General features: G+C 60.7%; 8 protein-coding genes. 1 reads left to right on the top strand and 7 read right to left on the bottom strand.

The genetic code is table 11. The annotated features are described in order from the left end of the window. Positions 1-470, top strand: a 470-nt coding sequence (locus tag ACH2EH_RS02450; protein WP_395138573.1) for a type I restriction enzyme endonuclease domain-containing protein, incomplete at its 5' end; no start/stop codon positions are given. An 82-nt stretch (positions 471-552) separates the two neighbouring features. Here ACH2EH_RS02450 and ACH2EH_RS02445 read toward each other — a convergent pair. Genes ACH2EH_RS02445 through ACH2EH_RS02415 form a run of 7 tightly spaced genes read right to left on the bottom strand, consistent with a single transcriptional unit; the run spans position 553 to position 6,424 of the window. Further along, entirely contained in the window at positions 553-1,473 is a 921-nt protein-coding gene (locus tag ACH2EH_RS02445) for an aldo/keto reductase (RefSeq protein WP_395138571.1), read from the bottom strand. Between the two features lies 1 nt (position 1,474). Beyond that, positions 1,475-2,254 carry a M55 family metallopeptidase gene (locus ACH2EH_RS02440; protein ID WP_395138568.1) on the bottom strand — a complete coding sequence of 260 codons (780 nt, stop codon included), beginning with the start codon at positions 2,252-2,254 and terminating at the stop codon, positions 1,475-1,477. Positions 2,255-2,272: 18 nt separating this feature from the next. Further along, entirely contained in the window at positions 2,273-3,004 is a 732-nt protein-coding gene (locus ACH2EH_RS02435) for a PEP-CTERM sorting domain-containing protein (RefSeq protein ID WP_395138566.1), read from the bottom strand. 1 nt (position 3,005) lies between these two features. Continuing rightward, positions 3,006-3,719, bottom strand: a complete 714-nt coding sequence (locus ACH2EH_RS02430; RefSeq protein WP_395138564.1) for an SMI1/KNR4 family protein — start codon at positions 3,717-3,719, stop codon at positions 3,006-3,008. Next, positions 3,716-5,056 (bottom strand): D-alanyl-D-alanine carboxypeptidase family protein, encoded by a 1,341-nt coding sequence (locus tag ACH2EH_RS02425; protein ID WP_395138562.1) that lies wholly within the window; start codon positions 5,054-5,056, stop codon positions 3,716-3,718. Before ACH2EH_RS02425 ends, ACH2EH_RS02430 begins: the two co-directional genes overlap by 4 nt. Beyond that, positions 5,053-5,616, bottom strand: a complete 564-nt coding sequence (gene scpB / locus ACH2EH_RS02420; RefSeq protein WP_395138560.1) for an SMC-Scp complex subunit ScpB — start codon at positions 5,614-5,616, stop codon at positions 5,053-5,055. The genes ACH2EH_RS02425 and scpB overlap by 4 nt, the downstream gene beginning before the upstream one ends. Next, on the bottom strand, positions 5,609-6,424 hold the full coding sequence (locus tag ACH2EH_RS02415; protein ID WP_395138557.1) for a segregation and condensation protein A: 816 nt from the start codon (positions 6,422-6,424) through the stop codon (positions 5,609-5,611). Before ACH2EH_RS02415 ends, scpB begins: the two co-directional genes overlap by 8 nt. Positions 6,425-6,512: the final 88 nt, after the last annotated feature.

The raw sequence follows: 6,512 nt of genomic DNA, 5'->3' as shown, positions 1-6,512 counted from the left end.
ACTCCGTCAAAGCCCAGATGCGCAACAACGTCGTCCAGGAGAAAAAGTACGGGGATCGCCTCCAAGCTACTCTCCTCCAGTACAACAACCGCAACATCACCAGCGCCGACGTTATCGCTAGGCTAATCGAGCTCGCCAAAGAGTTCCGCGAAGCTGCCAGCCGTGGCGAGAAGCTCGGCCTCAACCCCGCCGAGCTCGCCTTCTTCGATGCCCTCGCCAGTAACGAAAGCGCCGCCCGCGAGATGCAAGACGACGTGCTGAAATTGATCGCCCAGGAACTCGCCACCAAGCTGCGCAACAGCACCACCGTAGACTGGCAAAAGCGCGAGAGCGTCCGTGCCCGCCTCCGCAATCTTGTCAGAATTACCCTGCGCCGCCACAAGTACCCACCAGAGTACACCGATGATGCGGTTCTGCTCGTCCTGACCCAAGCCGAGCGCCTCGCCGATGATTGGAGCCAAACTGATTGAGGCCACTCTGTTAGAGGGAATTTGCAAAACGGTCTGCAAAACCTTTATGCATCAGTTCGATTCTGATCGGCGCCTCTCAAATTCAGTTTCCTGAGATGCTATCCAGACCCTCGAAGACGCGCATCAGAGTCTCTCGCTGGCTGGCGGGAAGTGCTGGCCCCAAAAGCGCTGTGGCATTGGCTGCCAGATGCACGGGGTTTCCCGTCCCGCAGAGCACAATGTCAATACCAGGTTCGTCGCGGCAGAACTGATAGGCAAGCTCGGTGATGTCGCCTTCGGGGAAGACATTGAGTGCTTCGCTTGGGAGCTGGCCGCTGGCAACAAGCTCGGTGAGGAGTGTGTTGAGAGCACTGGGGTTGCTAAGAACGCGACGCACGGCGAACATGCATAAGACACCAATTTTCTTTGCCTGGGTCATGGTCAGAACGCGCTCTCGGGCCGACTGATTGAGCACATTAAAGCCCGCCATCACGACGTCCCAGCAGTTGTCGTTGGTCACTGCGGGGCCGAGCATGGCGTGCTGCGGGTCGGGGCCGAACGCTTCCGTGATCCCTAAGAAACGAATCTTGCCTTCATTGCGCAGTTCCAATAGTGCCGGAACCAGCTCACTAAGGCAGTAGCTATACTCATCGGCTTTGACTCCGTGCAGGTGTAAAATATCCACGTAGTCGGTTTGCAGGCGGGCAAGGTTGCCGCTGAAGCGCTCCTTGAACTCGGATTTCGAGGAGAACTTTCCGTCTTGTTGCGGGCTGAGCTTGGTCGAGAGCACGACTTGCTCCCGTGGCGTTCTTGACAGCAACAGCGCTTTGCCGACCGCCGTCTCCGTCTTGTAGCTCTCGGCGGTGTCAATAAAATTAATCCCCAGATCCAGGGCTTTGTGCACCACAGCAATCGCATTGGCTTCGTCTTTGCCCGTGGCGAGCCCTAGCCGACTGTGACCGCCGCAGCCCAGGCCCATGCAGCTTACCGTGAGGCCCGTTCGGCCCAGAGTGGTGACATGCATCTTAGAATCTCTCTTTCAGTGAGGTGAGCTGCCAGCGGACGGTGTAGGCATCCACGCGCTCAGCGTTTTGGGGCGGACGGCACGCGGCTTCGGCGGCGTCTAGGCGCTTGAAGCGAAGGGTTAGCTCCAGTGGGTCAGAAAAGCGAAACGGGTGCGCGTGTTCACGTCGCAAAATGGCCGCACGCACGCCGTCGTAGATCGCCTCGACGGCGCGTTTTGGGTGCAGGCTGACGGCGGCATTCCAGCCGTGCGCCCGCTTGGTGGTCACGGTCGTGATTCCCGGAAAGAAGTGCTCCGCCTCTAAAACGCACTTGTCATCCCCGGCGACGAAGAGCGGGGGGACACCAACCAGTCCGGCCATCGCGGCATCTATGGCGAGCTCTCCGACAGCCGCGCCGTTGATACGAAGCTCCTGGTAGGCTATGCTGGAGAACGTGTGGGCGATGACGGCGTCCACGGTCGAGTCCATCGCGTGGTACCCGATAAAGAGAACGCCCGTAAAGCTCGCGTCCAGCTCCGGCCAGCGGTGGGGAAAGACCCCGAGCGCCACCTCACAGCGCGGATCGAGGCCGTCGTAGTCAAGATTGAGCGAGCCGCCGTGGTTGTCCCAGACAATTACCTGCTCCGCTCCTGCATCAAAGCACGCCCGCGCTGCCGCATCGGCTTCGCGCGTGGCTTGCTTTCGCGCAAAGGCAAAGTCGGGGGAGTCCGTCAGTGTCTTGCCGGGGGCTCCGACCACACATGCCGGGCCTTCACAGTCTACACCAATGATAAATTTCATATTTCTCTGAGCCACCTTTCAGAGCGTGTTGTTACGGCGGCGACGGCGACGCACCACCAACAAGCCACCGAGGGCGAGCAGCCCGATAGTGCTGGGCTCAGGTGCGACGCCCCCCAAGGTGATACGCGACGTGCGAAAACTTCCCCGTGCGGACGTGGTGTCGTCGCCAAAGAAGAGAAAATTGGGGAGGTTGTAGGGAATACCAAACGACGAGTAGTTGCGCAGGAGCCCCGAGACGACGGGCGTGCCGTTTGCCAGGAGCTGGTAGTTCGTTCCTGCAACCTGGAGGCTGTAGTCTGTCAGTGCCGCTGTGGTGTTAAAAAGCCCTTCCTCGGCTTTGGTAAACCCTGGCCCGGACTGTGCCCAGACGCGATCCGACCAGAATCCTAGCTCGATTCCCATCAGATCGCTCGTGATTGCAATCACGGAGACGCCGGAGCGGTCGGGGCCGTTGGGGCCATCATGGGTCTCACTGTCCAGCTTCATTGTGAAGCCCAGGGAGAAACCCGCCACGCGGCTGAGCGGCTGGTCGAAGCGCGAGAAGCCACCCTGCACGCTGTTATCGGGTAGCGTTGTGTCAAACAAGGTTGTGCTGGAGACAAAGCTCTCCGAGGACAGTGGGTTGACGATCCATCCGCCAAACTGGCTGACTTTCTGGCCACCCGCCGCGTCGTAGAGCACGGTCTGGGCAAGCGCGGGGGAACAGAGGCAGAGAATCGAGAGAGGCAGAGCGAAGAGACGTTTCATCATTTTATCGTTTTTCTTTCAGGCGGGCTTCGAAGCGTACTTTAGATTCGTCGGAGAGCGCTTCGGCACAGAACCACGTGTCGTCCATCGTCGCGGCGATAATGCCGTCGGTGAACCAGAAGCGCAGCGCTTGAGGGTAGACCAGAGGGTCGTCGGCGACGGGGGAAAACAGCCGGGCGGCATCGGCGAGCGGCTCGGGCGTCTGCAGATCAATTGTGTTGTTCGCACGACTGACCAGCTCGAAGGCGAGTGCTTGGGCGGCGAAGTCACTGAAGCAGGAGGTGGAGGGGAGCAGGAGATAATCCGTCCCCAGAACACCGTCCGCGTCCTCGATATAGAGCGGCGGATCGGGCAACGAGAGATCCGTCTCTAAGATAACCCAGCTATACAGGTACTGGTTTTCGTCGTAGAGCACCAGGCGGCGTGGGTAGTCGGCTTCCTCCCCGGCCAGGTTCTCGCCCTCTAGGTCTTCCCAGAGCGAGGTGATTTCTAGCTGTGTGTAGGGAGTCAGGTGGAGCTGTGCGTCCGGGCCGTTGAGCCGCCCGCACTTGCCGACGGCGCCATACCAAGCCCGCACAAGTGCCGGGAGCGGCTGGCCCAGCTCCTCGTCTAGTGCGTCTAGCTCGCTCTCACTCAGGCCGTCGGCGGCGGTGAGCGGGCCTTGCCACTGTGTGCAAAGTGCAAAGATCATTGCCCAGTTTTTAGGGAGTTCGTTCATAGTGGTTCGGCTACCGTCGGGCGGCGGCGGCGGCGAGCACGGCGGGTGCGTTCGAGATTGCGCTGGCGCACGATAAGAAGTGCCAGGCCACCCCCTCCTAGGCTGATCCAGAGCCACGGGCTACGTCCCGTGGAGCGCACGACAGAGCGAGGAATCGCATGCGCGGCCTGAAGGGGGATACGCGCGACAAGTGTCCCCCCGCGTTTTACCACCAGCGTGCCCACTTCCTGACCCGCCCGAATGGGAGCCGTGTTGGTGGTTGGCATGACGGTCGTTTCGACGGCGCTTGGGTGGAGGCGATCTTGCGTAATGTGCACCGTCTGCGCCGCGACTCCCGCGACACGCCCCTCCGCTCCGAGTTTCGTGGGTACCCATGCTGCCCGCTGCCCGCTTACCGCCACTGTTGTCGCGCCGTAGCGTGCAAATCCCCACTCGATCAAGGGAACGGTATCCCCGACAGCACTACGGGGGGCGTTCAAAATCACGGCCAGGAGGCGGCGCCCATTGCGTGTCACGGAGCCGACAAAGCAGTGCCGTGCGGCGTTGGTGAAGCCGGTCTTGACGCCATCGGCACCGAGAACCACATCGTAGAAGCCCTTCTTCGCCTTGGAGGCCACCACAAGATCCTTGAAGTTAATCGAGCGGCTGATCGTCCGTTTTGGGGTGCCAACGGCATCGGCGAAGCGCGGGTTCTGGAGAGCCGCGCGTGCGATCAGCGCTAAATCTCGTGCCGTGGTGTAGTGCCCGGCGTTGTGAAGCCCGTGTGGATTCACAAAGTGGCTGTGACGTGCACCCAGCTCTGCTGCCCGCGCGTTCATTTTCTGTGCAAAAGCGGGCACCGAGCCTGCGACATGCTCAGCGATCACGACACCGCCATCGTTGGCTGAGCGCAGAATAAAACCGTAGAGAAGCTGCTCCGCTCGAAAGCGCTCACCGGGTTTGATACTGAGTGTACTGGGCTCGATCTTGGTAATATTAAGATTTTTGCAGGTGACAATTTCCTCGGGCTGGGTGTTTTCGACAAATAGCAGCGCCGTCAAAATCTTCGTGGTGGATGCCGGGAAGCGCCGGGTATCCGCTGCGGACTCGTAGAGCACCTCGCCGGTGTCAAACTCCATGAGCAGGGCACTGGGAGCGGAAAGCACGGGCGGCTTGCTCAGATCTGTTTTTGTGAAGTAGCCCGGAAGCTTCCCCGCCTTCACGAGGGCAACATGCTCGGCCTCTGTCTTGAACGTAATCGGTGGCTTTGGTGGGCGCTTTCGCCCAGGGCGCGCCTGCGCTGGTTGCACGCCCAGAGTGAGACAGGTGGCAAAAAGGGGGAAACACCAGAGTCTCATAAGGCGCTCGCCGCCTCTAGTGAGATCTTGGCCGCTTGCTGCTCCGACTCCGTGGGGGCATCCTCGGGGAGTGCGGGCAGCTCGTCAATGCTGGTGAGGCCGAAGTAGTGCAGAAATGCCGTGGTGGTCGCGTAGAGAATGGGGCGGCCCGGTGTCTGTTTGCGGCCCGCCTCATAGACCAGCTCGCGCTCTTGCAGGGTCTTGAGGACACCATCGCAGGACACTCCCCGAATCGCCTCGACCTCGGCCTGGGTGGCGGGCTGGCGGTAGGCCACAATGGTCAGGGTTTCCAGCGCGGGCTTGGACAGGCGGTTTGCGTGGGGCGCGAGCAGCTTTCCGATTGTCTCACCGTACTCCGGGCGCGTGGCGAGCTGGTAGCCATCGTCTATCAGCACGATTTGTAGGCCGGAGTCTTGTTCTCGGTAGCGCTGGCGCAGCGCGGTAACCGCATCGTGCACCGCGTCTTCATCCCACTCCGTGGCCTTGGTGAGATCTTTCAGGCTCAGCGGGTCGCCGGAGACGAAGAGGAGCGCCTCGACCATTCCTAAAAGGCTACGCATTCTCGTGAACTTCCTCGGTTTCTGTCTCGGAGTGAAAGGCCTCTCGGGCGTCTTCGGGGACGAATACCAGCCGAATGGGGGTACAGAATCCTTCCTGTTGTACCTCAAGTGAGCCTTGTTTGAGTAGCTCTAAAAGCGCGAGAAACAGCAAGATCACCTCGATCACTTCAAAGGGCGGCACAGGGAGCAGCTCCTCCAGAAGCAAGCCCTCGTCGCCCGCGCTCTCCACCTGCCCGAGCACCAGGCGCATGGTCATGCGTAGCGTGATCTTCTGCCGACGGATGCTCGTGATCTGCCGCTCGCCCGCTCCGACATCGGCGAGAATACGCTCTAGGGCACGCAGGAGCGCGTCGGCGGGTAGCTCGCCAAACTTGGGAGGCAGGGCAAACTCCGACGAGTAGGGCAGCGGCTCGCGGAAAAACGAGCGGTGGATCTCGCCCTCGCGCTGGAGCAGTGTCTCCGCGATAGCCTGGTACTGACTGTACTCTAAGAGTCGGCGCACCAGCTCGGTGCGCGGGTCTAACCCGGCGTCGCTCTCGTCGTCGAACTCCTCTTTGGGGGGCGCGGGCAGCAGCAGCCGGGATTTTATCTCCAGCAGTGTCGCCGCCATCACGAGAAACTCCCCGGCCACCCCGAGGTCCAGATGCTCCATTGCATTCAGATGCACGAGGTACTGATCGCACAGATTGGCGACCGGCAAGTCAAAGATATCCATGCGTCCCTGCCGCACCAAATGGAGCAGCAGGTCGAGTGGACCCTCAAAGTCGTGGAGATGAACCGTGGGAGGCGGTGCAAGGGCAACCGGCATAAAACAGATTGTACCCAGACAGAGCGAGTGGCGCAAACGTGGTATACTCTTGGCTGGCGCGCACCACTGGTGCGCGGATGTCGTTTCT

Origin of the sequence: Armatimonas sp., assembly GCF_043760365.1 — a bacterium.
Classification (GTDB): Bacteria; Armatimonadota; Armatimonadia; order Armatimonadales; family Armatimonadaceae; genus Armatimonas.
The sequence above is the reverse complement of the archived record's forward strand: the minus strand, read 5'-3'. Positions and strand labels throughout refer to the sequence as shown.

What these genes read in the sequence shown, in the direction of transcription:
- ACH2EH_RS02445 (WP_395138571.1), bottom strand. Translation starts at nt 1,473, where the DNA reads ATGCATGTCACCACTCTGGGCCGAACGGGCCTCACGGTAAGCTGCATG.
- ACH2EH_RS02440 (WP_395138568.1), bottom strand. Translation starts at nt 2,254, where the DNA reads ATGAAATTTATCATTGGTGTAGACTGTGAAGGCCCGGCATGTGTGGTC.
- ACH2EH_RS02435 (WP_395138566.1), bottom strand. Translation starts at nt 3,004, where the DNA reads ATGATGAAACGTCTCTTCGCTCTGCCTCTCTCGATTCTCTGCCTCTGT.
- ACH2EH_RS02430 (WP_395138564.1), bottom strand. Translation starts at nt 3,719, where the DNA reads ATGAACGAACTCCCTAAAAACTGGGCAATGATCTTTGCACTTTGCACA.
- ACH2EH_RS02425 (WP_395138562.1), bottom strand. Translation starts at nt 5,056, where the DNA reads ATGAGACTCTGGTGTTTCCCCCTTTTTGCCACCTGTCTCACTCTGGGC.
- scpB (WP_395138560.1), bottom strand. Translation starts at nt 5,616, where the DNA reads ATGCGTAGCCTTTTAGGAATGGTCGAGGCGCTCCTCTTCGTCTCCGGC.
- ACH2EH_RS02415 (WP_395138557.1), bottom strand. Translation starts at nt 6,424, where the DNA reads ATGCCGGTTGCCCTTGCACCGCCTCCCACGGTTCATCTCCACGACTTT.